The organism is Bacillota bacterium (assembly GCA_040754315.1).
GTDB lineage: Bacteria > Bacillota > Sulfobacillia > DUSP01 > JBFMCS01 > JBFMCS01.
In genome coordinates this window covers 1-22,964 of record JBFMCS010000019.1, presented here as the reverse complement: position 1 = coordinate 22,964, position 22,964 = coordinate 1, and the positions used below count along the sequence as shown (strand labels likewise).

Below are 22,964 nucleotides of genomic sequence, written 5' to 3'. Positions count from 1 at the left end.
CATCCTTCTTGACGCTCCGTTTGAAAGGATAATTGCTGCCCCCGTTGCTTGTCTAATCATGACAACGGGGGCACAGTCACCGGTGAATCAATCCCCCGCAGGGTAGGCCTGACCCTGCTCCAGCTTCGTGAGACCTTTCATCTCCTGGAGAACGCTCATTGAATCCTTCTTGGGAGTCTCGTAGGTCTTAATCATCACCTCGTGCAAAGGGAAGCTTGGGTCCAACCCGGAACCGGGTTGGAACTGTATGATCGCCCCCGTTGCCCCCGCGTTGCTCCCATAATCGCACAATGGTCCCATGGGGCTGATACAGACATTTTGGAAGGACGTCTCAAGCATGGTATCAATGAGCAACTCGTGGTCTTCTAGCGCCTTAGGCCCGGCTTTCTTAACGGCTTCAATGAACCAGTAAATGGCCTGATAGTGGTTGTTGGTATAGGCTTCGGGATAAGCGTCCTGCCCGTACCTTTCCTTCCACTTTTTCACGAATTCAGCCCAGGCCGAACTGTCCGGGTCGTGATCGGCGAGCGTATAGATGTTTTCCGCTCCGTACGCTCCTGTGATCTTGGCACCTCCCATGTTTGAATACGTGGGATCGTACAGGAAGTACTCCGGGACGGCTCCGGCATCTCGAAGCTGTTTGGGAAAGCTGAACCAACCGGCCCCCATGTAGGCGCAGTAGAGGGCATCTGGCTGTGCTTGTTTGATGATATCTACCTCAGTGGCAAAATCGGTCTTGTCAAGTGGGGTATAAATGACGGGTGAGATTTCGAAAGGTTTCCCGTTATTCTCCCAGTATGCCTTCAGGCCCATGCTGTTGCTGTAGCTCCAATCGTAATCGCCACCTACAAAGGCTACCTTCTTGGCGCCCATCTCGTGGAAGAACTGGCCAGCAAGCCACCCACAGTAGTAGTCGGAGTATCCATAGTAGCAGACCCATTTGGATAGGGGGACTTCCCCTGGAGGGATGTACTTGGACATGCTTAGGTGACCACCAACCACGCAGGGAAGCTTGTACTGTGGCGACAGCTGGCATGGCACTCGGAGCTCCGTTTCCAGCGCAGCACCGATGATTAGGTCCGGCCCCCAAGTCTGGACTTCCCGTTCGAGCTTCTTCTGAAACGTTGAAGGTTTGGTTTCGGTGTCAATCACCTTGTAATCGATGCCGGCAAACCCGGGAATTCCAGTCTCGTTCAGTTCGTCCACCGCCATGCGAATCGCCCTGTCATACGCTGGTCCGAGGTTGGCAGCTTCCCCTGACAATGGCATTGTGCCAAGAATCTTGATAGCCGGTAGGGTGGTGTCAGTAGGTGCAGGGGCGGTCGGTGCAGTGCATGACGTGACACCTCCGGCGAGTAGTATCGCCAGTGACAACGCCGCGAGCGCTTTAAGCGTCTTCTTGTTCATGCACACTCCTCCTTTCCCTCATTTCCTGATGCCATACTGCCCTAGGCGATGCTGTTTCCTCTACGAGATTCACCTCCTCAGACCTTCACCTGCTGCCATCCAGTACCAGCAAGGTCCTCTTGTCGCTGTTCTTGCCGAGAGTCTTTCCCACAGCCAATCGTGGTGCCTATAACACCTCTTTAGCGGGCGAGATTAAGAAGCACTGCCTGCTCTGCGTCAGATTCATCCGGCAAAGAGAAATGGCCATGTTCAAGGCAGCAGCTGCGGGATCTATCACCGGAACCCCCAGCTCAGATTGCAGGAGGTCGGTAAAGGAAGACATGCCCGTGCACCCCAGCACTATGGCTTCAGCTCCATCCAGTTCGATAGCTCGCCTGGACTCTGAAATAATTGCGGTGATCGCCTTGTTGTGCTCCTTCAAGGCTAGAACCGGCACGTCCGCGGCCCTTACCGAAGCCACCTTCTGGGATAGCTCATACCTGCTGATATTGTCCCTGATGAGACTGGCTGTACAGTTGAGCACAGTTATTACCGAGAACCTGCGACACAGGCCCATGGCATACTGGTAGCTGGCTAGTCCAGCGCTCACTACCGGTATGCTGACAGCCTCTCTTGCCGCCCTGGCAATCGGATCCGCAGCACAGTCTATGGTAACTGCATTGTACCCTTCGTTTTCGGCCTTACGCACCTCCCCTAGCAAATGCGATGCGACCAGAGCCTCGTCTGAGGCTGATTCCAGCGACACGGGGCCGTGCTCCAAACAGACGGTGTCGACTCGAATACCCTCAGGGACAGCCTTCCTGCGTTCCTCAATGGCCAGTCCTAGAAACTCCAGGGAGGAATTGGGTATTATGACCTTAATTCTCATTCAACCTCGCCTCCAGCGCATTGGCGTTCTATGCCTCTCTACGCCAACAGCATCCCCGACTCCATCACCAAGACTCCGTCAACCCAAAGACTGGGGCGCAGCATCACCCCGTCAAGGTGGCAGGCTACCCTAACCCGCCCGCCGAAGCTAGCGTTGGACCCCAGTGCCACGTGCACTGTGCCCAGCACCTTCTCATCCTCGAGAACGTTCCCCACAATGGTTGCCGCCGGGTTCGTGCCAATCCCCAGCTCGGCCAGGTTTCGGGCGGCAGGACCTGCTGCGTCAAGCATGGCCTCCAGCCTCTCCGCGTAGCCGCGCCCTGTCACTGACACGGCCTTCCCCTCCACCACCTCTATCACAAGGGGATGGTCGAGGAACCCTATGCCAGCCATAGTCGAGTCAACTACCATGTGCCCGGTGGCCGAACCCTCAACCGGGGCAATGTAAGCCTCGCCTGCGGGTAGATTGCCGAAAGCGCCTGGGGATGTGTATAGGCCCGTATCGCGGACTGCCCTGCGGCCGGAAATGTCCATCGTAAGATGCGTGCCTGCGGGCGTCTCCAGCTGCACCGAGGCTCCCGCATCCAGCAGCGAAGCCACTTTTTCGGTAACACACGAGATCTGCCCGTAGTCAGCATCCAGTGAGCGTGCGGCGATATCAGAGGTAATGCCCGGCATGCTGGCAAGGCGGGTTCCGGCTTCGCTAGCTTCTCTTCTCGCAACCGTGTGGGTGAGAGACCTGGAGGTCGGGAGGAGACATACGGCCGATTCCTTCATGGCCTTCGCCACCGGTAGAGGGGGCTCTTCTCCGTGCGCCTCCCGCGGGCGCATGACCATCATCATGGGTTCTCCCCGGACCTTCCAGGCGGCCCGCCACAGAGCCCATGCCACATCGAGGCAGTGCTGGTCCGTCACTATGAGAACGGTTTCACCTTGCTGGACGCTTAGGCACTGGCTGACGGCTACAAGCGCTCCTGCCTGTAGTCTGGCCGTAAGGTCCTGCTGCATCTTCGCTTCCCTCCCTGGACAAGCCTGGTGATTGACTGCCGCCGCTCGGATTAAGCACGCATTGTCCAGGTTAGAGCGTCTACTTCCCGTCTTGAAGAGGCGGCACCTTCTGGACCCCTATCTACTTGCCGAGACCGGCGGCCAAGCGGGCCAGTTTAGGATGCACGACCCTGCCTTCCTCCACTATCATCTCGCCGTCAATCCATACGGATGAATTCAAGCAGATCCCATCGGCATGAGTCGCCGCCGTGCCTACCTTTCCTTTGAAGAAGGGCCCCTGAAAGCCGATGCCCCATTCCGTGGAGCCCCATACGCGTTCGTCTTCAGTGCACAACCCTGAAAGGCGTGCCCCGGGGTTATACCCATAGCACACGTGGGCCATGTGATACATCTTCTCATCGCCCAGCCTCTCCAACCAGTCCTTGACCTTCGCTGCTTCCGCCCCACCCTCGATCCCGGTAATGATTCCTTCCTTGACGGTCAACTTGACGGGGTCTTTCAGGATGCCCAGATCAGCTTCCCCTCCGCCCGAGAAAGAGCCGTCAAACACAATTGCCCCGTTTATGCTTTCCTCCACTGGAGCCCAGCCGATCTGGCCTATCAGGAAGTGCGCTCCGGGGACATCTGCAAAGAGTTCGTTGGTGACCGGCCTCTCTGGATCATTCTCGAAGCTCACGTCAGTACCCGAAGGGTTCGTGATACGCATGTGCTTGGCGCTGCGAGTCATGGAGACGAGCTCCGACTGGAAAGCGTGTTGCGCGGGTATATCGATCTTCCCTATACAGCGGACGAACTGGTCGGTATCCAGGCCACCCAGGAAAAGGTACCTGACCCGGGTGCCGTTCATCGCCTCCAGCCAAGGCGAGGAATACAGCAGCCACTGGTTGTTGAGCTCAATCCATACGTCAGTGTTAGGTATGGCAGCCTTCAACCCGTCAGCCAGCCTAGGGTCGGCAACCTTGCCGTAGCCTGCGGGAGTGGAGTGCCAGGCAACCATGACATTGGCCCCTGCCACCTCAGCAGCCTTGGCGATCTCCTCAGCGGGCTTCCATTCCGAGGCTGAGTCGATGGTGATGAGGACGCTCTCTCCCGGTTTCACCTTACACAACTCGTTGATAATCTTGTGCCCTGTCGTCGCCAGCTCAAGGTCTTGAATGGACGGCATTATTCACTACACCTCCGTGCCATAATCTGCCTACCCACTTCCCTCTGGCAGGCCAGGAGCCCTTCGTCGAAGACGACCGAAGTTCAGCCCCACGCTTGGACAATATTGCTAAGAGTCAATTTTGGGATAAGATGCCATATTCCGTGATAGGAAGAGGCAAGGTCCGGGTTGTTGTCAGGCATGCACAAACGGTTGGGGCATCTCTTGTCCGAACCCACTGACCCAGCCGGGAAAGGTCTAGGTCGAGCGAAATGTGAAGAAGGCCCGGGGTTGGATGAGGCACTCCTTCAAGGTGGGGGCGCCCCGCAGTACAACATGCCCGGTATGGCGAGAAGGATGAGAAGCTCCTGGGGGGGTGGCGGGTGGAAAAGCAGCCTACTGCAGCTTGCGCAACGCCAAGGCCAGTTCGACTTCGAGCGAGCGTTCCATGGGGTCATACCCCAGCCGCGAGCGGACCTGCTGAAGGCGGTACTTGACAGTGTTGCGGTGCAGGTGCAGGCGCGACGCCGTCTGCTCATGGTTCCCTCGACACGCCAGGAAGACCTCCAAGGTTTGCAGGAGCTCCGCGTTGCGCGGGTTGCTGTGGTCGAGCAAGGGTCGCAGTCTTTCCGAAACGAAAGCGGCGGGCTCTCCCGCTCCTTTCACCGCCAAGAGCAGCTGGTAGACGCCCAGATCATCCCAGCAGTGGACCCCGGAGGACCCTCGGAGCCGTGACCCCACCTCGATTGCGTTACGGGCGGTGGAGAAACCTTTAGGCAGTTCTCCGATCTCGGCGCAGTAGCATCCAACCCCTATGGAAGCGGTGACGTGTGAGAGACGTCTAGAGATCTCCTGGGCCAACATCTCGGCTATGCGCTTGGCTTCCTGCAACACTGCCCTCCTATGTGCTTTGGGGAACTGGGGGAGCACTATCAGCAGGTCCCCCCTGGACATCACGAAGCCCCCATCGGCTTCGGTGTCTACCATCCGGATTGCCATCTTCTTCAGCTTCTCCTTCTCGATAGACACTGGATCTTCTTGCTCTGGGTCCCGGCCCCTGCCAGCCCGCACCTTGGTATCAGCCACCAACACACAGTGACAGCCCGCGAGATTGACCCCGTATGCGTGTGCTCTTCTCTGAAGCACTTCCTTGGGTATCAATCCGTCCAGCAGATCATCAAAGAAGCCCCTCTGCATTCGCCACTCCGCTTCTTTGAAGGTTCTTTCGAAAAGCAGCGCCAATGCGACTGGCAGTGAACACTGTGCAAGCAGTAGGCGTTTGGTATCATCGCGCTTGGTCTCCAATGCCACGAGGTAGCCGAGCATAAGCGCTTTGGCTCCCAGAGGGACAGTGAAGTAGTTTATGCCGTCTATTTCTTGCACCAGGCAGGTGCTCTCTTCCCCATCCAGTCGCGCTCCGTCCAGGGCTGCCCGCAAGTCAATGCCTATCACCTCGATGGGCATCACTTCCCCAGGCGGGCATGCAAGGAAGCGGACCTTTAGTTTTGGATCTAGAAGGAGAACGGGCACCTTCAGCAAATCGGCCAGTTTCTGTATCATGGGCTCAAGGCCCATGCCCTCAATAATCTGGGTCTCAAGTTCGATGTGTGCCTGGAAGGCCAAGTCCAGGTACTGCGCTCGCCTGTTCACAATAGCAGTGACTACAGGAGTGATGATCTCGATATACCTTACATCTAGGGGGATTTCCAAAATGGGAAATTCCAGCTCGTTCGCCCGGGCAATCACGGTTTCCGGGATCCCGTGAAGATATCTCTCGGAATAGCATACCGCAAGGGCTGCTGCGTCCGCACACACAAGATCCTCCACCAGCTGGACGAGATCTTTCGCGGTGCGGTAACAGTATGCTGCGGTTATCATGAGCTCGTGCCCGCTAAACCAGCGTACGGCATCAGGGACTTCGATGACACTCACGTGCCGGACGATGTTAGAAAGGCCGCCTCTTCCTGCCACAACTCGAGCCTTCGTCAACGCGCCAAGGTTTAGCGCCTCTTTGACGGTAATCCCTGTAGCCTCTGGATAAAGAGCATCGTAGAGATGACTCATGAGGATCCCTGCCCATCTCTCGTGATGCCGGAATTATTTAGTCAGCTGAACCTAACTGCGGATTACGGCAACTTACGGTGCAGTGGGCAGAGTGGTGGGGATGGGGAGTCTGTTTCTTCCATTAACGGTTTTTGGAATGGTTTCTGCGGGTTAGAACAGATTCCTTCCAGAAGCCGCGACGGCAGTTTCGGAATGAAGTTTCCGTGTATCTCCTCTAGCCTTGCTCGTCTTTCGCCCTGGGCGCCACCGCTCAAACCCTCTTGCGTGGCCGATACAAAGATGCCGTCTTGTAAGCCTCGCCTCGTTCACGTACTGGTTCCTTTGCGGCATTAATGTGCTGGCCGACTTTGAAGCGTCAGCCACAGAAGCAAAGAGCGCATAAGCGCCAGTCCTGGTTTCGAAATCTCCGGCGCTGCGTGCGGAGGCGAACCCACCGGGCTACCCAAGAAAGCAAGTACGGGCGGGAGCGAAGCCGATTCTGGGAGAATACGCCGGAGGGCCGGGGGCAATCTTCGCTGGCTCACGATACTTCTTTCACCAATGACAGTGATGCCAACGGGCGCAAGAACGTCAGGGTGGTACCATGCCACTTGGCGTAGGCCAAATCGAGTTTCCTGTGGGTCATCAACTAGTCCTAAGAGAATTGGCAAGAGGGTATCTAGAGACTGATGGGGGTTTGGAGGCCACGTATGGTAACCTGTCCTGAAGGGAATGGCTCCTCCACTGAAGAATCAATAGACAATCCTTTACAAAAAGGAATGAAGTGATCAGACATGGGTAGTGGATTAAGACAGATATGCCGGTCTCACAGCAAACTGTCTTCCGACGACATAGCAGTCCTCGAGTCGGTGGAACTGCACGTCCAGTTGATAGCGGATTTGACCCGGTCAGACATATTCATCGACTGCCTCACCCGCGATTCGTCCTCAGCAGTGGTAGTGGCCCACGGCAAGCCAACAACGGGAGACTCCCAGTACCGGTCTTCAGTCTTGGGACAGCTTGCCTTTCGTGATAAGGAGCCTGGCGTTCTCCGAACACTGGAGTATGGGATCCCCACCCACAGCACCAGGGGGGTCAGCCAGGAAGGGGTGTGTGTCAGCCAGAGCGCCATCCCCATCAAGAACGCCTCCGGTGTCACCGTTGGATGTCTCATCATGGAGCAGAACGTCACAGAGCACATCCAGCAGAGAGCCCGGGTGGAACTCTTGGAAAACCGAACTCACATACTCACTGAGAGCCTTCTCCAGGTGGCCCTTCAGAACGGTGGACTGCCTGACATCCTCTTGGACGGACTAGTGGCCGTGGACGCTTCCGGTACCATAACCTATGTGAATGCATCGGCAAGCCGCCTCTTCTCAGAACTGTATGATGTGCCCGTCCCTGAAGGCCGGAACATCGAGATCATTCTCGGTAGGGGTTTTGCGGAGCAGGACGGTCTTGGCAGGGCTGTGCAGCTGGAGAGAGAGGTCCAGATGCAGAACAAGACACTCCTGGTCCAGGTGGTACCTCTCTTTGACAGGGAACACTTGGTAGGTGCATTCCTGGTGATGAGGGATGTTACTGACATCAAGAGGAAGGAAAAGGAGCTCCTGGCAAAGACGCTTACCATCCGCCAGGTGCACCACAAGGTCAAGAACGACCTCCACACGCTGGGTGCCCTCTTGCGCATGAGGCAACGCAATTGTTCATCAGAGGAAGGGCGGAGGGCATACCTCGAGGCCATAAGCCTCATCAATACCATCGCCACCTTCCATGAGATATCTATGGGGGCAACCACAACCCAGCTAACCAACATAGAGGAGGTCGTTAACCGGATCATTCGCAACATCCAGGACCAGTACCAGTTTGGCGGCAGGGCTGACATATCTGTCTCAGGGGTTGAGATGAAGATATCCCCGGAGAAGGTAACTCCTGTCGCCTTGATCCTGCATGAGATCGTGCAGAATTGTTTCAAGCATGCAGCAGACACCAGCATGTTAAGGGTGCTAATCAAGTTGGAGAAGTCAGACTCCCACTATCGCATCCGCATTTCGGATAACGGTTCAGGATTTGGAGGAAGGGTGTTGACCGGCGAAGTACAGGGTACGGGGCTTCAGATAGTGAACGTGCTTGTAAGAGAGGTATTCGGCGGCAGTATCCGCCTTCTGAATGATGGAGGGGCAGTCGCGGAGCTCGAGTTTCCCATGAGCAGTTTTGCCTAGACCTTCACCATGTGGGGGTGGCGGCGGAGTCCCGCCTTGTCCTGAATGGGCGGGCTGTCAAGGAACATGAGGCCCGCCGGGGTGATGAAGCGACTAGCGGCCAAGGAACAGATCGCCTGCCGGCTCCCTTACCGGATCCCGAGAAGAAACCTCACGACTTAGCAGGCTATAGGAGGCAATCACCGATTCTGCGATTTCTGTCATGCTCTTCCTGGCGTTCATGCTCGATCGCTGCAGCACCTTCATGGCTTCTTCCTCGGAACAGCCCGTGTGCTTCATCACAAGCCCTTTCGCCTTCTCCACCAGCTTCCTTGCCTCGAGTTTGGTGGCGATGCTGTTCACCTTTTCCTCGAGGGCACACATCTTCCGGAAGTTGGATACCGCCACCTTTATCGCAGGAAGAAGACCATCAGGCTTGATGGGCTTGACCAAGTAGGCCTGCACCCCGCAGAGCAATGCCTGTTCCACCATAACCTGGTCAGAATATGCGGTGAGGAGCACCACCGCACTGAGTCTCCTCTGCAAGATCTCAAATGCGGTTTCGAGGCCATCAAGGCGGGGTAGTTTCACATCAAGAATGGCCACATCAGGTCTTGTTGTCTCTACCATCACCATGGCCGTCACACCATCAGCTGCTTCCCCACACACGTATACTCCAACATCATTCAATACCTCTCGCAGGTCTAGCCTAATCAGAGGGTCGTCATCCGCTATTACCGCGGACAAGCAATTCCTTGGAGCATTCACGCACTGCACCCCCATGCCGCTTTTTGCCAGGAACTCCGCAGTTTGGCCCTGAGAGAAGGTACACACACAGAAGTTCGGCAATTGTGGGAGAATTCCTGCAGATCTCACGGCCAAATGTTAGTGCATATGTGCTCGAAACCGTCTACTTCCCCCCATGCTCCCTCCGCATCTGCCCACTAGTTCATCCCGTGAGTGGGTTAAGACCATGCTGCCCGTTCTCTGGTAGAGCGGAATACCAGACCGTGGAAACGTTGATTCTGTCCGAGACTAAGAGATAGATCATGGCCGGCCGCCATCACGCAAAGTCAGGCGGGCTCCGCTACCTCCCTAGATTCGCGGGAAGGCCCCGGGAAGCGCCTCATTGGCCTGCGGCCCATATCCTACGACTCAGCCGCTAAAGATAATGGGCGCCCCCTCGCCTTACCCGTTAACACTGGCGCATGTACTAGGTTGACCTACTCCGAACCTTTGCCTCTCGCCTATGGGCTCCCCTCAGGTGCCATCTCGCAAGACGAGGGACACTACTGAGCGAAACGTCCTCGCACACTGGTACCGCCAGCACCGGGGCTAGCACACCTCCTTTCCTCGGCTCTCGGCAAATACTGCCTGGTCACCCTCCTACAGTGTAGACCTGTCCGGATTGATGTGACTAGGCCATACCAGCCTATCTCGAGAAGTACATGTCAGGGATCCACAATGCGATCTGCGGAAACGCCATGACGATCAACAACCCAAGGCACATGATCAGCACAAAGGGAACCACCGAACGGTAGATGTCCGCCAGCGTTATCTCCTTGGGGGCCATGGCCCTCATGAGAAACAGGTTGTACCCGAAGGGCGGTGTCAAGTAGGCAACCTGGCAGGTAATAGTGTACAGAACCCCGTACCAGATTGGGTCAAAGCCCAGCTTGATTACAAGCGGAACGTAGAGCGGGGCAACGATGATCAGCATGGCGGTGTCGTCCAGGAATGTGCCCATTAGAAGGTAGGATATCTGCATCACCCCCATTACCGCCCAGGGGCTCAAGTTATAGTTGAGAAACACGTTCTCCAGAGCCTTCACTGCACCAAGACCATCGAACACAGAACTGAAGGCCAGGGCCGCGGAGATGACCCACATGAACATGCAGCTCACATTCAGGGTTTCGTGAAGTACCTCCATCATTCCCTTCCAGTCGAGCCTTCGCTTGGCAAGGGCAACCACCGTCACTGCGAGAGCACCCACCGCTGAGCACTCTACCATGCTGGTGATCCCCATTAGAAACAGTCCCGTCATGGTGAAGATGATGATCAGGGGGATCACTCCGGCACTGAGCAGTGCCAGCTTCTTCGCCAGGGGGATTTGCCGCTCCTCCAGCGTCGCCGCAGGCCCCAGGTGCGGCTGGAACAGGCACCTTATGTAGATGTAGAGAATGAACAGGCCCGCCAGGAGCAGGCCAGGCAAGATGCCCGCCATCCACAACCGCCCAACCGGCTGCCGCGCTATCATCGCGTAAAGAACCAGGACCACGCTGGGTGGTATCATGATGCCCAGTGAACTGCCCGCCTGGATAACCCCTGTAACCATAATCTTGTCATAGTCGCGCTTGAGCATTTCCGGCAAAGCCAGGGTGCTTCCAATGGCCATACCGGCCACGCTCAGGCCGTTCATGGCTGCGATGATCGACATCAGGATCACAGTGCCTATGGCCAAGCCGCCCTTGACCGGGCCAAACCAGACATACATCATCTGGTAGAGGTCATCCGCTATTCCTGACTTTGAGAACATGTAGCCCATGTAGATGAACATCGGGAGGCTTACCAGCGCGTACCAGTTCAGCAGCTTGAAGCTTCCGTGGTAGGCAAGTTCTAAGGACCCTTCGCCCCACAGGAAAAGGGCGAAGAGGGCCGCCACAAAGCCGATAACCGCAAATATGTGGCGGCCCGTAAGAAGGAGGGTGAGCATGGAAAGGAACATCAGAATGGCTATCATCTCGTAGTTCATCTAGTGGTCTCCCTCCCTCTCATCCTCAAGAGGTTCTTGAAGAACTCCGAAAGCATTTGCATGGTCATCAAGGCGATCCCGATGAGCATAATGACTTTGATGGGCGCCAGGGGCGGTCCCCATGACGAGTACGTTACCTGGCGGTACTCCATGGCATACTGCAGGGACGTGATGCTGCCATAAAGGTAGATGGCCATGTACACCATGATTATGGGAAAGGTGATCACATCAGCAGCGGCCTTTCCCCTGGCCGACCACTTGTAGTGGAAAAGGTCCATCCTCACGTGCCCTTCGCGAATAAGGGTGTAGGCGCCGCCAAGCATGTAGTAGGCCGTCATGGTGAACGCGGACATCTCGACTTGCCAGATGTGAGGCTTGTTGAAGATGGTTCGCGAGAATACCTCGTAAATCAAGATCCCCATGAGCAGGAAGATCAGGTACTTGGCGAAACCGCCAACTACCTCGGTCAGCCTGTCCGTGAAGCGTACGTACGCTCTCATCTGTCTCTCTAACAACGTTTATCCACCACCAAGCGCATAATCCTGAACCCTGTGGTCCTTACTTGTAGGGAGGACCGGCCTTCTCCAAGATGTCAGCGTACTCCTTCAGGATCTCCACAACCTCGGCGCACCTGGGGCTCTGAGCAGCAATCTCGTCCCAGAACTTGAGTGCCTCCTGTTCCACGATGGCCCATTCGTCTGCCGGGATAGTTGTGAGCTGCAACTTGTCACCCTTCACGCGGTAGTGAGCCTCTCCCCACCAGTACCAGTGGAGCCTGTAGTAGTGAGACTTGTCTATTGCCAGTCTCAACATGGTCTTCAGGTGGTCCGGCAGGGCCTCCCAGGCCTTCGTGTTGGCAAACCAGCCGCCAGACCAACCTCCTGAGATGGGATTGGTGAGATAGTACTTGCAGACATCGGCCCATCCCACGGTGTAGTCCTCAGTGATGCCAGACCAGGCAACACCGTCCAGCTGCCCGGTCTGGATAGCCATTTGCACGTCTTCGTAGGGGATGGTCACCGGTACAACGCCGAAGCGCTGCATGAACTTGCCGCCAGTGGGGAACATGTACAACCTGAGGCCCTTAAGATCCTCCAGCCTGTTAATGGGCTTGACGGAAGCGATGTTGCAGGGGTCCCAGCTACCCTGGCTTATCCAAGTCACGCCATCTATCTCACCGTAGGCCTCTTCCCAGATCTCATTCAGTCCATACCAGTTCCACAGGACGTTCACATCCAGCCCGGTGCGCGCGGCCAGCGGGAAGTAGGCGGCAAAGATGGAGACATCCACGGGGGAGGCCATTGAGTCATCGTCACTGACCGCCATGTTGATGGTCCCATCCTTCAGTGCCCGGAAGATCTCCGACTGAGGGACCAGCTGGTCAGCGGCGTACACCTCAATGATCATCTCTCCGTTTGCCGCTTCATTGAACTCCTTGATGGCGTTCAGCACAACGTGCTCGTTCAGGGCAGAACCTGCATAGGACTGGAGTCTCCACCTGATGGGCTCGCCCTTCGGAGCTGAAATACTGCTGCCGGAGGAATTCTCCGGCGGAGCGGATGCTCCCTGCGAACAACCGCTCAATACCATCATGACCGTGATCAACATCACCACCATCACATACCTGCTAATGACGAGGAACCCTCTGTTTTTCCGGCTCATCCAGCTTCAACCCCCCTTGATTTTATGGGAATGTTCTGGCAATGTCTTTCCAGATGTCCCCCCCAAGCCCTGGCGTAGCCGAAAAGCTGGTTCCAGGGAACGCCTGAGACTTGCACCATTGCCCCCAGGCAAAGGCATCCTAGCCATCTTGGCTTCCTATTGCCGTGATTCCGGTATCATCATCCAGGGCCGTCTGTTCCAGCCGCCGCTACCGGGCATGCGGCGGGCCATGGCATCACTGGTCTTCCCCTTCTTGTTCCACCTGGCCCGCCCGCATGCCTTCCAGTGAACCTGTCTCTAGCCCTGGCAACACCTTTAGAGGTGCTCCAGTCGTCCTAGGCTCCCCCCGCAACGTGCGGGAAGACTGTAACCTCACAGCCGTCCGGAAGAAGGTCATCGAGTTCAATGCGTCTTCCATCCACTAGAACCACCACTCCGGGTCCGGGTGACAAGCCCAAGACCTTGAACAAGTCTCGCAGAGTGGATTTCGGTTCAAGTACCACCTCATCCTTACCCGTGTGCTTGCATGGAGTCAATCCGCCGGCTGTCCAGACTCTCACAATTGGCATATGGGGTTTCCTCCGTAGGCCTACCGTAACATCGTCTTGCCCAGTAGATCGTTGACTTTCAGTCTTGCCTTGGTTCCGGGAAGGGGCTCACCGCTGGCACTCCATCCCCGGACGGAATTGTACTCCTTCAGGAGGAAGGCTTCAGTCTGTTCGTCAAAGGCGTGGCCCTTCATCATCCCGTTGGGCAGGGGCTGGCGGAAGCGTGGTGGCATCTTGGCCTTGCTCTCCTGGGTCCACCCCTGAGACAGGTTGAAGCACCTGATCAGGTTCCAGATCCTCTCCCCTGTCTCGAAGAAGGCCTTCTCATCATAGGAGAGGCCCGTGGCCGCGTTGAGCATCCTGATGTAGGATCCCGTGGAGATCCCGGACCTCCCAAACTCGCAGGCAACGAGGGAGTAAAGGCCTGCCAGGAGGTTCTGCTCCCATGCCACGATCTCGGCCTTGCCCTGCGTGCTGCGACCGTCCTCAACGGGCTTGTCGAGCCATGTTCCCTCTGTCTCATAGCCGATGGGGAAGGCCCGCTGGTGGCAGCCACCCCGGTCGCCGCTGAGGTAGGCAAGCCCCATCCCAGCTGAGCCCCTCGGGCCCCAGGCCGGCGTCTCGAGGCCCTGGATGAAGCACCCAAGTTCCCGGCTCTTCGGTCCCAACTCACCGGTTACCCGTTCGAGTCCCTCGGCGAGCAGGTCGCCGGTGCCACGCCTGTAGGCTATGTCCTTCGATAGAGCCATGAGACCGCCCGAGTTGCCGAAGGCAATGCCCCCTTCTCTCCACTCATCGCTCTTCAGGAGTCCTTCCTTGAAGGCCTCCGCGGCAAAGCCGAGGACCGCACCAAGGCTAATTGTGTCTAGCCCCATGCGGTCGGCCAGCTCGTTGAACTCTGCCAGGTCACACGGGTCCGCTATGTCGAGGTTCCCGCCGAGAAGGCCAGTGGTCTCATACTCCACGTTGTCGCATACCTGCCCGCTGGACAGGTACACCATCTTGCTGCAGTGAATGGGACACCCGGCACACCCTACGTGCCGGACCCAGAGCTTGGACTGGCCATCCACGTTGATGGGGTCAGCCTTCTCGTACCACCCGTCGGAGAAGTTCCTGGTTGGGAAGAACCCGTAGGTGTTGGAGAAGTCCAGGAGCGAGAGGCTGCTCGAATTGGCCAGTGCCAGGCTTGAGGTGGAATCCGCGATCTCCTTCGTTGCCTCCCGCACAGCCTCGATGAAACCACGGGGGTCAGCTACCCGAGGGCCACCTGTGCCCCTGATGATCACGGCCTTCAGCTTCTTTGAACCCATGACCGCCCCGGCGCCGCACCTACCGGCCTGCCTGTGGGGGTCGCAATCCACCACGGCGTACCTCACCAGGTTCTCCCCTGCAGGGCCTATGCACGAGATCCTGAAGCCATCGTCACCGAGGTTCTTGCGAAGCCACGCGTAGGTTTCGTACGTGTCCAGGCCCCACATTTCTCGGGCAGGCCGTATCTCCACGCTCTCATCGTCTATGACGATGTACGAAGGTTCCTGGGCCTGCCCGGTAATGACTATGGCGTCGTACCCGGCGTACTTCATTTCTTGGGCAAAATGACCTCCGAAGTATGAGTCATTGAACATGTCTGTCAGAGGAGACTTGCATACAACGCATCCCCTCATCGAAGGCGCCATCGTACCCGTGAGTGGGCCTGAGACATACATCAACGGGGCTTCCGGGTCATATGGCCCAAATGCCTTGTCCTTGAAACTCTCAAGGAGCATCTTCGCTCCAAGGCCCTTGCCTCCGATGAGACTCTCCTTTGCCCATTGAGGCAGTGGGACGAAGGAGTGCCTCCTGCTAGTCAGGTCAATCTGCAGGATTTTCCCCGCATAGGACATGGCTGTTCACCTCCCACCGTAAGAGAGCGCCCCGGTAGGACACCACTCCACGCAAGATGGACTTCCCCCGCAAAGGTCACACTTCCGCGCAATGTCACCGTCCATGACGATCACGCCTTGAGGACACGCTTTGGCACACTCGCCGCACCCGGTGCAGTCGTCCGCGCTTATCTTCACTACGCCGGTCTCCTCATCCCGGGCAATGGCCTCGGAGGGACACACCTTGGCACATACCGGGTTCCTGCACTGGAGGCAGACCCATGGCCTTGCCCACACGCCGTCCTTCTCCACAGCGATCCTCAACACGCCTTTCCGGGGGTTGAAGGTACCCACCTTCTCGAAGGCACATGCCAGTTGACAGGTGCGGCAGTCTGTACACAGACTAGGATCACAATCCAACCGGTTCATACCTTTAATCCCTCCTGGTCAGACCGTCGTGTTGCCGTTGTACATGTCACGCATGAACTTCCGGGTGTTTTCGGTGGTAAGCCTCACGGGGTTGTAGCTTGCCAGGTCATACATGAACTGTCTCTCATTGACCAGGTAGTCCGCGACTTCGTCCAGGTCGCTTTCCGGTACGCCCGCATCCTTCAGGCACAGCGGCAGGCTCACGTCCTCCATCAACTCGAATACAGCCTTGATACCGGCCTTGGCAGCGTCTCGCTGGGACAGGCCGCTTATGTCCTTCCCCAGGACAGTGGCAATCGAGGCAAGTTTTCCTTCGCAGTACGGGTTCGCCATGCAGAACTGCATTACGTAGGGAAGGGCCACCCCACAAGCAACCCCGTGGGGGATGGAGTACCTTGCCGATATGCCTTCAGATACGCAGTGCCCTAGAAGCGCTGGCCCTCCGACCCAGGGGAAACCTATCACCCACCCGCCCAGCATCGCTGCGAACGACAGGTCGGTCCTGGCCTCCAGGTCCTCACCCCAATAGTAGGCCTTGCGCAGGCTCTTCCCTACAAGGCGGATCCCCTCCAGGCCCATGGAATCCGACAGGGGGTTTGACTGCATGGACATCACTGCCTCAGCGCAGTGGCTCAGGGCGTCCATCCCTGTGCCAGCCGTGACGTAGGGCGGGACGGTAAGGGTCAGCACCGGGTCCACTATGGCTACTGCGGCCAGCTGCTGGGAACTGGTAATCCAGGTCTTGATGCCGGCTTCGCTCAGTACTGCGGTGTTGGAGACCTCACTTCCTGTTCCCGAGGTGGTGGGAACGAGCACCTTAGGGAGGGCATGAGAACGAACCATCCCGTCAGTGTCGGCGGGAGCGGAGTACTCCTTGACGTCACCCGGATTGGTGGCCATCAGGGCGGCAACCTTGGCCCTATCCATGGAGCTGCCTCCGCCTACACCCAGGACCACACTGAAGTCTTTCTCCCGGGCCCTTGAGGCAACATGCCTCATGCTCTCCATGTCCGGCTCTGTGGCTTCGGTGGCAACCACCGTAGCGTCCAGGCCGCTCTTTGACATCTGGTCAGTGACCCTGGATATCACCCCCGAACTCTCGAGGAACTTGTCAGTGATGACCAGCACATTCTTGGACTCTTGCCCCAGCGCCTTAACCTCGTCTCCGACGTGCTCCAGTGAGCCGGGTCCGAATAGTACCCTTGGCGGGTTATCCCACGCGAACTGCTGCCCCGGCCTTCCGAAACTTGAGGTGGACACTACGAACTCCTCCTTTTTTGGGTACTGAGAAAGAATACAGCCTGCTGGCCGACAGTCGTCGGCTCAACAGGCTTCGTTGCCAGGGGAACGGCGTTGTTCCTTACTTGCTGATTATTCTACACCATGGAGGTTTCTCCTTCTTGGCAGGGGGAAATTCCTAAATCTTGTGGTATTACCTGCGGGCCTCCTGGCGGAGTTCAAACCAGTGGAGCCTTGCCCGTCTCCTTCTCCAACAAGCGGGTTATGGCTTTAACGAAATCCTCAAAGTCCTCTGAGCCATTTGCGTTCCAGAAAATCGGCAGGCTGAGCATGGATGATAGTTGAGGGAAGAAAAGGTTTACCCCACGGGATAGTGCATACGTGGGGTTTTTGGTCGTAGATAGGGAGGGTTTTCGGAAATCGACCCCAAGAAAGAACCAGGTAATCCTGCCCTCGTTGTCGAAGTGATGTTTGACGCACAAAACCCCTGACAGGATGTAGGATCACCCATGGCAATTATACCACAGGGGCGGCTGTTTGGGTGGGAGGAGATTGAGGAACTTGGGGACCTGGAGCGGCTTAGGCTGGTAGTGGAGCACATGCCCGATGGGGAATTGATGAGAGAATTGGAGTCCGAGAGGGGAAACGGCAGGGACGATTACCCAATACGCGGGGTGTGGAACTCGATCCTGGCGGGTGTGGTGTTTGGGCATCCATCCATCGAAAGCCTAAGGCGGGAACTTGGGCGGAATGCCCGGATCAGATACGTATGTGGTCTACAGGATGTGCCACCTTCATGGGTATATAGCCGGTTTCTTGGGAAGGTGCTCAAGAAGGAGAAGATGGTCCAGGGCATCTTCGACCGGGTGATAGAGGAATTAAGGGGCTTGCTTCCGGATTTAGGGACTCGCCTTGCGGTAGACGGCAAAGCCATTCCGTCCCATGCCATGCCCGGGAAGCGGGAAGAGTCTGGAGACAGGAGGCGTGATACGGACGCCGATTTCGGCAAGAAAACCTGCCAGGGTAAGTCCCAGGACGGCAGTACGTGGAAGAAGGTGATCAAGCATTCCTGTAGACTTTTGAATGACTTTTGACAGCAAAAAACCTCCTGGGAAAATGGTGGTCGAATATGTTCCGCGGAACATATTCCAGGACAAGCCTTTGGGGACGTCCTCCAAAAAACTCAAAGCCTATCACGTGACACATGAGCCAATTCCGGTTATCCATCCGCGTGACGACTCGAACAAACATGTGGCGGCTGAAGGAGAGCACCATGATGAAGCCCCATGCTTTCTTCCTGACTCCAGGTGGATCCTCCCAAAGACCAAGGTAACCGAAATCTATCTGGGCTTCTTCACCAGGGGCAACTTCGGGCCGCCATACGGTGGGACGTGAAACCAATAGCACCTCCGGCATCGCTGCCTTTGTGTATCGCCTGAAGGTGCTCTCACTTACGCCAATACCTGCTTCGTCCTTGAGCCTTTGCCATACAGTACTGGCTTTGTTCTCCTTTAAAGCTTCCCGGATATGCTCCTTGTACGGCTCGAGACCCTCAAAGCTCACGCACCGTGCGAAAGGGTCATGAGTAAACGGAAAAGCCTCCCGTATGAACCGAACCCAATCTGCCTCAGATACGGGTGTGTCTCGGGTGATTCCGGCTTCTTCCGCTCTCCGAACGTATTTCCTGACCGTATTTCTGTCTGTCCCCAAACTCGATGCTATTCTCCGAATTGAACTCCCCGCTTGCCAGTGAAGGTAGATCTCAATGAGAACGCGCACAGCGAAATCCCTCCGTGCCATTCCGGTGCCTCCTTCTTCTCTCTTATCACCAGAATGGCTGTATTCTCCGCTGCGCTCCACGACCCCTTATGTGGGTGAATTCCTTGACACTAAGGGTGGGTGAATTACCTGACTCTGGGATGTGTGAATTACTTGACGGAATTTCCCCTCAGGTGGGTGAATTGCATGACCGTTGACATTCCCAGGGTCATCCGGGATATGACGTGGTTACAGATATCCAGCATGGCCTCGATGGTGGCCTGCAGGTTATACCTTGCTGCATCGTATTCTCTGAAACTCCTTAGGAAGGAGTCTTCACTCACCTCCCCCAAGGAGGCAAGTGTCTGCAGGTTCTCTTCAATCAATCCGGTGTTGTGTGTTGTTGTTTCCCTGGCACCCTGTTGTGCTCAGTCACTCCTGAAGGCTTCCTCCTTCAGCCTTCCCTAGAAGTCATCTCTTATCCTTCTCAAGGTGGGATATGGCGTTACCTTCTGTGCAAGACCACACCTTCGGCTGGACCCATCACCACGGGTCCGCATTCCTCCCGGGAAAAGGATAGGGGCCACCGTAAGACCCTTCGGGTTTAGGTATCTCCGCCTCACCAGCAGGTAGACTGCTGCAAATCAATAGCAGTTCCAGCCCCAACTGGTTTCAATGCATGGCGTTGCAGGCAGTTCTTGGTGGCTGACTTTTCGGTGTAGGCCCGCTACCTCCACGTCATTTTGAGGTAAAACCGAAAGCCATGCAATTACTCCACGAGCCTGCCATAGCAGCCAGGCACACGATCCTCAAGGAAGGGATAGGCTGAACCTGCGGTAACCATGGTGTCGTACAGGCCCGCATCCACTTCCTGCACCATGACGCCTTCTTCACCACCCATCTCACCGGTGACTTCCCCCTTGGGATTGACGAAGCGACTACGCCCGAAGAAGGCGCTGTCACGGGGGCCTCCGGTTTGATTGGCCGTGACCACCCACAGCCCGTTTTCCACCGCCCTGGATCTCGTGCAGATGTCGTAGACGTAGGCCCTGGGCGACAGATTCCACGCCGCTGGCACCAGCACCACCTTCGCCCGCTCCAGCGCGAGTACCCTCACGACCTCGGGAAAGGCAACATCATAGCACACGCACGCACCCATCCGCGCCCCGCCCGCGTCAAAACAAAAGGCCTCGCTGGAAGTAGACATCTGCGCCCCCTCATCTCCTCCAACATGGCACAGGTGCATCTTCCCCCCATAGGCTGCATTCCCCTCAGGAGTAACCAGCACAAGGCCGTTCATGGGTTTGGGCGTTCCCGGGATAGGTATTCCGGCAAGAACGTAAACCCCATGCTGGGTTGAGAGTCGCGAAAGGGACTCAATGGTGGCGGGAAAGGCCTCCTCGGCCAGGGCTGGGATCCTGTCATCCAGAACATACCCTGTATTGAACATCTCCGGGAAAACAACGAGCCGTGCCCCTAGGCTCAGGCAGCGCCCGGCAAGGTCCCGGGCCACTAGCAGGTTTTTCTCCCAATCCCCCAGCCTGCATTCCATCTGTGCAACGCCGATCTTCACCCTGGACATGGTCCCTCCTCCAATCTATTGCCTCTACCCTAACGGTCAATGCACCAGGGGTAGACAGCCTACTCAATGAGCCCCTGGCCGGCTAGCCCGGCCCGGAATGCCGAAAGGTATGATTCGGACTCGTCCAGCCAGTAGCGCCTGGCAGCAATGTCCTCCCGGCCTGGCCTGTAATCGAAGTCGGCGTACGACCACCACACAGCCGCCCGTATCTCAGGAAACCGGGGCAGGGCCGCAAACATCTCCCGGATCCACCGTTCCTTGTCACCGCCCACCGAGCTGCTGGCGAATTCCGTGATTATCCACGGGAACTGGCTGTACAGCGCCCTGTACTGCAAGGCAAGGGGCTCATAGATCTGGCTAAAGGACCTCCACCGCTCCCCTGTCACCCCCTTGAAGTAATCGCCGGTGTTATACCCGGTGAGGCCAATCACATGCACATACTCATTCCCTGGGTAGTAACAGGAGTGGTGGTTCCAGTTCATGGGTGGGTAGCTGCACTCGTTGGGGTTGAAGACCCAGATGGCATTGTCCACCCCTTCTTCCTTGAAGATACGGTAAATGCGCTGCCAGACCTTTATGTACACGTCGACGTCCAGCAGGGTTCTGACGCCACCGTACTGGGTCCAGTCGGTATTCATTTCGTTGTTAAGACGGAAGAGGAAGGGGTGCCCAAAGGCCTTTGCATCCCGGGCGAACTCCCTGAGTACATCGTCCATCTCGCCGTCAAGCAGTGCCCAGTGGGCGCTTCTGAGACCGGCGTTCTCGCTGTCGAAGGTCACCGTCTGCATGGTCAGCTCGACAACCTGCCCCCGTTCAAATGCCTGCTGCATGCCACCGGTGGGAAAGGGATGGTCCGCGTGGAGGTAGTGCAGGAGAATGGGAAACTCGAACCCGAGAGCCCGCTCCATTACTGTCACTCTCTCGTAGGCCTCCGGGTCAGTAAGGGCCCAGGGGTAAAAGACCCCCCAGTAGAAGCCCTCGCCGCTCACCATCTGGTCATAGAATGCCCGGGTCTCTGCGTTCCAGTTGCCTGGCACTGGATGGAGATCCAGGTTGAACCGGGCGGAGCCTTGAGGCTCCACCGGGGTGAAGGAGCCGAGAACACCTTCGATGACAGCCCTTTGGGCCTCCAGGGATTCCGTCCTGAAGAAGAGACAGTAGAACTCCCGCTGAGAGGCAAGCACGTACGCGAGCAGGTACTCGTTCTGCGTCTCCTCGCTGCCGGCCGCAGGAGTGCGGCGGAGGGCTATTATACGGGCACGGTGCCCGTTGAGTACCTGCCAGGTGTCTTCAATGAGCTCGATCCCGTTGACTTGCCGGTGGGAGCTGAAGTCCTCCCGGGCTGTGAAGCGGTTTGGATAGTCCCTGAGATACATCTCCACGTCCCCATAGGGGGAGCGTTCCCTGGAGATCTTGATATCCAGTTCTGCGCAAAGTGCCCGGACATAGGCCGGGGAGTACTTGAAGTCCAGCTCCATTCCCGGTGGAAGACCTACCACGTATCCCCCTGGGTAGTTGGTGAAGCGCTGGACTTCCGGTTCCCTTCTCACCACCTTTATGTCTCGCGTGAAGTCAGGGTAACCGTGCTCCAACAACACACCGTCCTGGTACACCAGGGGTTCCCGGTAGACCAGGGGTTCAGTTGCTGTGGGAAGCACATCCAGTTCTGGGGAGGAAACGCCCGGAGCCTCGTCACCAGCATGTGAGGAGGCATCCAGCGCGCTACCAGGCGCCACCGTGATTGGAGGGGCAATGGCGTACAAGAGAGCCCCCATTAGGATAAGGGCTAGGACAAAAGCGCTGCGAATGCTCAGGGTCTACCCCCCCCTCACCTGTTTCAAGAGCCCTATTCCACAAGTGATCAATTAGGTCACGGCTCCTCAGACTCCTGCCTAATGGGTCCGTGTTGGATGGATTAGTTGGCCGTGACCATGGCATCCCTATTGGCCAGGTCGAGGCTGCGGGGTAGGTTCCACTTTCCGGGTTCTCCAGCGCCAGGGCTGTGCCCATTCAGCAGGTATCTTGTTGTGGCCACCATCTCCATGTGGCTGAGTTCCCCAGACCCGATATCGAGAAACGGACCCTCCATGGCCTGATCCTTCATCCCGCTGCCTGGGCGATGTACTTGATACCTGCCCTGAGTTCGCCCCCGCTTCCCCCGGTTGCTCCTCAAGGATCGAAGCGCCACGAGGGTTTCGCCGGTCAACCTTTGCCTCGTTGGAGTGGCTTTTCGTGTCTTGAGTCTCAATCCTCCCCAGTGCTGTTCTTAGGGGTTGTTAACTGCTGGCGATAGTGCAGTGATTTATGCTTTTCTATGTTATAGTAATCCCATGAAGCTGTCAGAATGGGCAAAGCAAAACGGCGTACGATACCAGACGGCCTGGCGCTGGTTCAAGGCAGGGATTCTACCGGTTCCAGCGACCAGGCTGCCGACGGGAACGATCCTGGTTGATGTGAAGGAA

Annotated in this window: 21 protein-coding genes; 3 read left to right on the top strand and 18 right to left on the bottom strand. The window is 57.0% G+C overall.

The window, feature by feature from the left end; translation table 11 throughout:
• Positions 1-87: 87 nt before the first annotated feature.
• The 5 genes from AB1576_04140 to AB1576_04120 form a co-directional block, all read right to left on the bottom strand.
• Entirely contained in the window at positions 88-1,407 is a 1,320-nt protein-coding gene (locus AB1576_04140; protein ID MEW6080963.1) for an ABC transporter substrate-binding protein, read from the bottom strand.
• Positions 1,408-1,573: 166 nt separating this feature from the next.
• Positions 1,574-2,275 carry an aspartate/glutamate racemase family protein gene (locus tag AB1576_04135; protein ID MEW6080962.1) on the bottom strand — a complete coding sequence of 234 codons (702 nt, stop codon included), beginning with the start codon at positions 2,273-2,275 and terminating at the stop codon, positions 1,574-1,576.
• 38 nt (positions 2,276-2,313) lie between these two features.
• Positions 2,314-3,282 (bottom strand): aminopeptidase, encoded by a 969-nt coding sequence (locus tag AB1576_04130; protein MEW6080961.1) that lies wholly within the window; start codon positions 3,280-3,282, stop codon positions 2,314-2,316.
• 121 nt (positions 3,283-3,403) lie between these two features.
• Positions 3,404-4,447, bottom strand: a complete 1,044-nt coding sequence (locus AB1576_04125; protein MEW6080960.1) for a leucyl aminopeptidase — start codon at positions 4,445-4,447, stop codon at positions 3,404-3,406.
• 375 nt (positions 4,448-4,822) lie between these two features.
• Positions 4,823-6,490 (bottom strand): PucR family transcriptional regulator ligand-binding domain-containing protein, encoded by a 1,668-nt coding sequence (locus tag AB1576_04120; protein ID MEW6080959.1) that lies wholly within the window; start codon positions 6,488-6,490, stop codon positions 4,823-4,825.
• A 773-nt stretch (positions 6,491-7,263) separates the two neighbouring features.
• Here AB1576_04120 and AB1576_04115 point away from each other — a divergent pair.
• Complete coding sequence (locus tag AB1576_04115) at positions 7,264-8,691, top strand: histidine kinase N-terminal domain-containing protein (protein ID MEW6080958.1); 1,428 nt, start codon at positions 7,264-7,266, stop codon at positions 8,689-8,691.
• A 93-nt stretch (positions 8,692-8,784) separates the two neighbouring features.
• On the opposite strand, the gene AB1576_04110 is transcribed toward AB1576_04115, so the two are convergent.
• The 8 genes from AB1576_04110 to AB1576_04075 all read right to left on the bottom strand — a co-directional run bounded on the left by AB1576_04110 (position 8,785) and on the right by AB1576_04075 (position 17,183).
• Positions 8,785-9,453, bottom strand: coding sequence for a response regulator (locus tag AB1576_04110; GenBank protein MEW6080957.1), 669 nt, complete (start codon positions 9,451-9,453; stop codon positions 8,785-8,787).
• 649 nt (positions 9,454-10,102) lie between these two features.
• Positions 10,103-11,422, bottom strand: a complete 1,320-nt coding sequence (locus AB1576_04105; protein ID MEW6080956.1) for a TRAP transporter large permease subunit — start codon at positions 11,420-11,422, stop codon at positions 10,103-10,105.
• Complete coding sequence (locus AB1576_04100) at positions 11,419-11,937, bottom strand: TRAP transporter small permease subunit (protein MEW6080955.1); 519 nt, start codon at positions 11,935-11,937, stop codon at positions 11,419-11,421. The genes AB1576_04105 and AB1576_04100 overlap by 4 nt, the downstream gene beginning before the upstream one ends.
• Positions 11,938-11,980: 43 nt before the next feature.
• Entirely contained in the window at positions 11,981-13,012 is a 1,032-nt protein-coding gene (locus tag AB1576_04095) for a TRAP transporter substrate-binding protein (protein ID MEW6080954.1), read from the bottom strand.
• A 407-nt stretch (positions 13,013-13,419) separates the two neighbouring features.
• Positions 13,420-13,653 carry a MoaD/ThiS family protein gene (locus tag AB1576_04090; protein ID MEW6080953.1) on the bottom strand — a complete coding sequence of 78 codons (234 nt, stop codon included), beginning with the start codon at positions 13,651-13,653 and terminating at the stop codon, positions 13,420-13,422.
• 20 nt (positions 13,654-13,673) lie between these two features.
• Positions 13,674-15,515 (bottom strand): aldehyde ferredoxin oxidoreductase family protein, encoded by a 1,842-nt coding sequence (locus AB1576_04085; GenBank protein MEW6080952.1) that lies wholly within the window; start codon positions 15,513-15,515, stop codon positions 13,674-13,676.
• A gap of 6 nt (positions 15,516-15,521) precedes the next feature.
• A complete protein-coding gene (locus AB1576_04080; GenBank protein MEW6080951.1) occupies positions 15,522-15,923 on the bottom strand; it encodes a 4Fe-4S dicluster domain-containing protein in 402 nt (133 codons plus the stop codon).
• A gap of 18 nt (positions 15,924-15,941) precedes the next feature.
• Positions 15,942-17,183, bottom strand: coding sequence for an iron-containing alcohol dehydrogenase (locus tag AB1576_04075; protein ID MEW6080950.1), 1,242 nt, complete (start codon positions 17,181-17,183; stop codon positions 15,942-15,944).
• A 488-nt stretch (positions 17,184-17,671) separates the two neighbouring features.
• Here AB1576_04075 and AB1576_04070 point away from each other — a divergent pair, with 488 nt between their 5' ends.
• On the top strand, positions 17,672-18,256 hold the full coding sequence (locus tag AB1576_04070; protein ID MEW6080949.1) for a transposase: 585 nt from the start codon (positions 17,672-17,674) through the stop codon (positions 18,254-18,256).
• On the opposite strand, the gene AB1576_04065 is transcribed toward AB1576_04070, so the two are convergent.
• The 5 genes from AB1576_04065 to AB1576_04045 form a co-directional block, all read right to left on the bottom strand.
• Positions 18,222-18,962, bottom strand: a complete 741-nt coding sequence (locus tag AB1576_04065) for a helix-turn-helix domain-containing protein (GenBank protein ID MEW6080948.1) — start codon at positions 18,960-18,962, stop codon at positions 18,222-18,224. The genes AB1576_04070 and AB1576_04065 overlap by 35 nt on opposite strands.
• 128 nt (positions 18,963-19,090) lie before the next feature.
• Entirely contained in the window at positions 19,091-19,306 is a 216-nt protein-coding gene (locus AB1576_04060; protein ID MEW6080947.1) for a HepT-like ribonuclease domain-containing protein, read from the bottom strand.
• 383 nt (positions 19,307-19,689) lie between these two features.
• Complete coding sequence (locus tag AB1576_04055; GenBank protein MEW6080946.1) at positions 19,690-20,502, bottom strand: carbon-nitrogen hydrolase family protein; 813 nt, start codon at positions 20,500-20,502, stop codon at positions 19,690-19,692.
• A gap of 59 nt (positions 20,503-20,561) precedes the next feature.
• Positions 20,562-22,265, bottom strand: a complete 1,704-nt coding sequence (locus AB1576_04050) for a glycosyl hydrolase (GenBank protein ID MEW6080945.1) — start codon at positions 22,263-22,265, stop codon at positions 20,562-20,564.
• A gap of 152 nt (positions 22,266-22,417) precedes the next feature.
• Positions 22,418-22,750 (bottom strand): hypothetical protein, encoded by a 333-nt coding sequence (locus AB1576_04045; GenBank protein MEW6080944.1) that lies wholly within the window; start codon positions 22,748-22,750, stop codon positions 22,418-22,420.
• 82 nt (positions 22,751-22,832) lie between these two features.
• On the opposite strand from AB1576_04045, the gene AB1576_04040 reads away from it, so the two are divergent.
• The coding region (locus AB1576_04040) for an IS607 family transposase (GenBank protein MEW6080943.1) at positions 22,833-22,964 on the top strand (132 nt) is incomplete at its 3' end.

Bases quoted from the DNA above. Each gene is read 5' to 3' on its own strand.
- AB1576_04080 (MEW6080951.1), bottom strand. From the start codon at position 15,923: ATGAACCGGTTGGATTGTGATCCTAGTCTGTGTACAGACTGCCGCACC.
- AB1576_04085 (MEW6080952.1), bottom strand. From the start codon at position 15,515: ATGTCCTATGCGGGGAAAATCCTGCAGATTGACCTGACTAGCAGGAGG.
- AB1576_04125 (MEW6080960.1), bottom strand. From the start codon at position 4,447: ATGCCGTCCATTCAAGACCTTGAGCTGGCGACGACAGGGCACAAGATT.
- AB1576_04090 (MEW6080953.1), bottom strand. From the start codon at position 13,653: ATGCCAATTGTGAGAGTCTGGACAGCCGGCGGATTGACTCCATGCAAG.
- AB1576_04065 (MEW6080948.1), bottom strand. From the start codon at position 18,962: ATGGCACGGAGGGATTTCGCTGTGCGCGTTCTCATTGAGATCTACCTT.
- AB1576_04135 (MEW6080962.1), bottom strand. From the start codon at position 2,275: ATGAGAATTAAGGTCATAATACCCAATTCCTCCCTGGAGTTTCTAGGA.
- AB1576_04115 (MEW6080958.1), top strand. From the start codon at position 7,264: ATGGGTAGTGGATTAAGACAGATATGCCGGTCTCACAGCAAACTGTCT.
- AB1576_04070 (MEW6080949.1), top strand. From the start codon at position 17,672: ATGGCAATTATACCACAGGGGCGGCTGTTTGGGTGGGAGGAGATTGAG.
- AB1576_04120 (MEW6080959.1), bottom strand. From the start codon at position 6,490: ATGAGTCATCTCTACGATGCTCTTTATCCAGAGGCTACAGGGATTACC.
- AB1576_04110 (MEW6080957.1), bottom strand. From the start codon at position 9,453: ATGGGGGTGCAGTGCGTGAATGCTCCAAGGAATTGCTTGTCCGCGGTA.
- AB1576_04095 (MEW6080954.1), bottom strand. From the start codon at position 13,012: ATGGTATTGAGCGGTTGTTCGCAGGGAGCATCCGCTCCGCCGGAGAAT.
- AB1576_04055 (MEW6080946.1), bottom strand. From the start codon at position 20,502: ATGTCCAGGGTGAAGATCGGCGTTGCACAGATGGAATGCAGGCTGGGG.
- AB1576_04140 (MEW6080963.1), bottom strand. From the start codon at position 1,407: ATGAACAAGAAGACGCTTAAAGCGCTCGCGGCGTTGTCACTGGCGATA.
- AB1576_04130 (MEW6080961.1), bottom strand. From the start codon at position 3,282: ATGCAGCAGGACCTTACGGCCAGACTACAGGCAGGAGCGCTTGTAGCC.
- AB1576_04105 (MEW6080956.1), bottom strand. From the start codon at position 11,422: ATGAACTACGAGATGATAGCCATTCTGATGTTCCTTTCCATGCTCACC.